Source organism: Enterococcus sp. C63 (assembly GCF_040887215.1).
GTDB classification, from domain to species: domain Bacteria; phylum Bacillota; class Bacilli; order Lactobacillales; family Enterococcaceae; genus Enterococcus_B; species Enterococcus_B hirae.
The window spans coordinates 1-3,142 of the sequence record NZ_JBFOFI010000014.1 but is presented as its reverse complement, the minus strand read 5'-3'; the positions used below and the strand labels follow the sequence as shown (position 1 = coordinate 3,142).

The following is a 3,142-nucleotide window of genomic DNA, read 5'->3' as shown; positions in this document are numbered from 1 at the left end:
CCAACCGCAAGGTTGATAAGGTTAAGTGAATAAGGGCGCACGGTGGATGCCTTGGCACTAGGAGCCGATGAAGGACGGGACTAACACCGATATGCTTTGGGGAGCTGTACGTAAGCTATGATCCAGAGATTTCCGAATGGGGGAACCCAGCATCTTTTATAGGATGTTACGTTTGCGTGAATACATAGCGCATTCGAGGTAGACGCAGAGAACTGAAACATCTAAGTACCTGCAGGAAGAGAAAGAAAATTCGATTCCCTGAGTAGCGGCGAGCGAAACGGGAAAAGCCCAAACCAATGAGCTTGCTCATTGGGGTTGTAGGACTCCAATATGGTAGTTCTTTCAGATAGTCGAATGACTTGGAAAAGTCAGTCAAAGAGGGTAAAAACCCCGTAGATGAAATTTGGAAGGCACCTAGGAGGATCCTGAGTACGGCGGAACACGAGGAATTCCGTCGGAATCCGGGAGGACCATCTCCCAAGGCTAAATACTCCCTAGTGACCGATAGTGAACCAGTACCGTGAGGGAAAGGTGAAAAGCACCCCGGAAGGGGAGTGAAATAGAACCTGAAACCGTGTGCCTACAACAAGTCAAAGCCCGTTAATGGGTGATGGCGTGCCTTTTGTAGAATGAACCGGCGAGTTACGATTGCATGCGAGGTTAAGTTGAAGAGACGGAGCCGCAGCGAAAGCGAGTCTGAATAGGGCGTTTGAGTATGTAGTCGTAGACCCGAAACCATGTGATCTACCCATGTCCAGGTTGAAGGTGCGGTAAAACGCACTGGAGGACCGAACCCACGTACGTTGAAAAGTGCGGGGATGAGGTGTGGGTAGCGGAGAAATTCCAAACGAACTTGGAGATAGCTGGTTCTCTCCGAAATAGCTTTAGGGCTAGCCTCGGAATTGAGAATGATGGAGGTAGAGCACTGTTTGGACTAGGGGCCCATCTCGGGTTACCGAATTCAGATAAACTCCGAATGCCATTCATTCATATCCGGGAGTCAGACTGTGAGTGATAAGATCCATAGTCGAAAGGGAAACAGCCCAGACCACCAGCTAAGGTCCCAAAATATATGTTAAGTGGAAAAGGATGTGGGGTTGCACAGACAACTAGGATGTTGGCTTAGAAGCAGCCACCATTTAAAGAGTGCGTAATAGCTCACTAGTCGAGTGACCCTGCGCCGAAAATGTACCGGGGCTAAACATATTACCGAAGCTGTGGAGTACACCTTTAGGTGTATTGGTAGGAGAGCGTTCTAAGGGCGTTGAAGGCAGATCGTGAGGACTGCTGGAGCGCTTAGAAGTGAGAATGCCGGTATGAGTAGCGAAAGACAGGTGAGAATCCTGTCCACCGAATGACTAAGGTTTCCTGGGGAAGGCTCGTCCGCCCAGGGTTAGTCGGGACCTAAGCCGAGGCCGACAGGCGTAGGCGATGGACAACAGGTTGATATTCCTGTACTCGTTGTTTTTGTTTGAGCAATGGAGGGACGCAGGAGGCTAAGGAATGCAGACGATTGGAAATGTCTGTCTAAGCAGTAAGTCTTGATAGGAGTCAAATGCTTCTATCTGTACGGACAAGCTGTGATGGGGAGGGAAATAATAGTACCGAAGTTCCTGATGTCACACTGCCGAGAAAAGCTTCTAGTGAGAAAACAACGACCCGTACCGCAAACCGACACAGGTAGTCGAGGAGAGAATCCTAAGGTGAGCGAGAGAACTCTCGTTAAGGAACTCGGCAAAATGACCCCGTAACTTCGGGAGAAGGGGTGCTGATCTAAGATCAGCCGCAGTGAATAGGCCCAAGCGACTGTTTATCAAAAACACAGGTCTCTGCAAAATCGTAAGATGAAGTATAGGGGCTGACGCCTGCCCGGTGCTGGAAGGTTAAGAGGAGTGCTTAGCGTATGCGAAGGTACGAATTGAAGCCCCAGTAAACGGCGGCCGTAACTATAACGGTCCTAAGGTAGCGAAATTCCTTGTCGGGTAAGTTCCGACCCGCACGAAAGGCGTAACGATTTGGGCACTGTCTCAACGAGAGACTCGGTGAAATTTTAGTACCTGTGAAGATGCAGGTTACCCGCGACAGGACGGAAAGACCCCATGGAGCTTTACTGTAGTTTGATATTGAGTGTCTGTACCGCATGTACAGGATAGGTAGGAGCCGTAGAAATCGGAACGCTAGTTTCGATGGAGGCGCTGGTGGGATACTACCCCTGCGTTATGGCCACTCTAACCCGCACCACTGATCGTGGTGGGAGACAGTGTCAGATGGGCAGTTTGACTGGGGCGGTCGCCTCCTAAAAGGTAACGGAGGCGCCCAAAGGTTCCCTCAGAATGGTTGGAAATCATTCGAAGAGTGTAAAGGCAGAAGGGAGCTTGACTGCGAGACCAACAAGTCGAGCAGGGACGAAAGTCGGGCTTAGTGATCCGGTGGTTCCGCATGGAAGGGCCATCGCTCAACGGATAAAAGCTACCCTGGGGATAACAGGCTTATCTCCCCCAAGAGTCCACATCGACGGGGAGGTTTGGCACCTCGATGTCGGCTCGTCGCATCCTGGGGCTGTAGTCGGTCCCAAGGGTTGGGCTGTTCGCCCATTAAAGCGGCACGCGAGCTGGGTTCAGAACGTCGTGAGACAGTTCGGTCCCTATCCGTCGCGGGCGTTGGAAATTTGAGAGGAGCTGTCCTTAGTACGAGAGGACCGGGATGGACTTACCGCTGGTGTACCAGTTGTTCTGCCAAGGGCATTGCTGGGTAGCTATGTAGGGAAGGGATAAACGCTGAAAGCATCTAAGTGTGAAGCCCACCTCAAGATGAGATTTCCCATTTCTTTAAGAAAGTAAGATCCCTGAGAGATGATCAGGTAGATAGGTCAGGAGTGGAAGTACAGTGATGTATGGAGCGGACTGATACTAATCGATCGAGGACTTAACCACATTGGTAAAGAAAAAAACTCGGTAGAGTTTACGAAATACTTCAAATCCAGTTTTGAGTGAGCAAAAGCAAACTCAATAATGATAACACCACAGTGTGGTGGCGATAGCGAGAAGGATACACCTGTAACCATGCCGAACACAGAAGTTAAGCTTCTTAGCGCCGATTGTAGTGAGGGGTTGCCCCTTGTGAGAGTAGGACGTCGCCACGC

General features: G+C 50.4%; 2 rRNA genes. Both read left to right on the top strand.

Going from position 1 to position 3,142, the window contains the following annotated elements:
* Nucleotides 1-19 precede the first annotated feature (19 nt).
* A 23S ribosomal RNA gene (locus AB3H90_RS14290) occupies nt 20-2,933 on the top strand.
* A gap of 93 nt (nt 2,934-3,026) precedes the next feature.
* Nucleotides 3,027-3,142 (top strand): 5S ribosomal RNA (gene rrf, locus AB3H90_RS14285).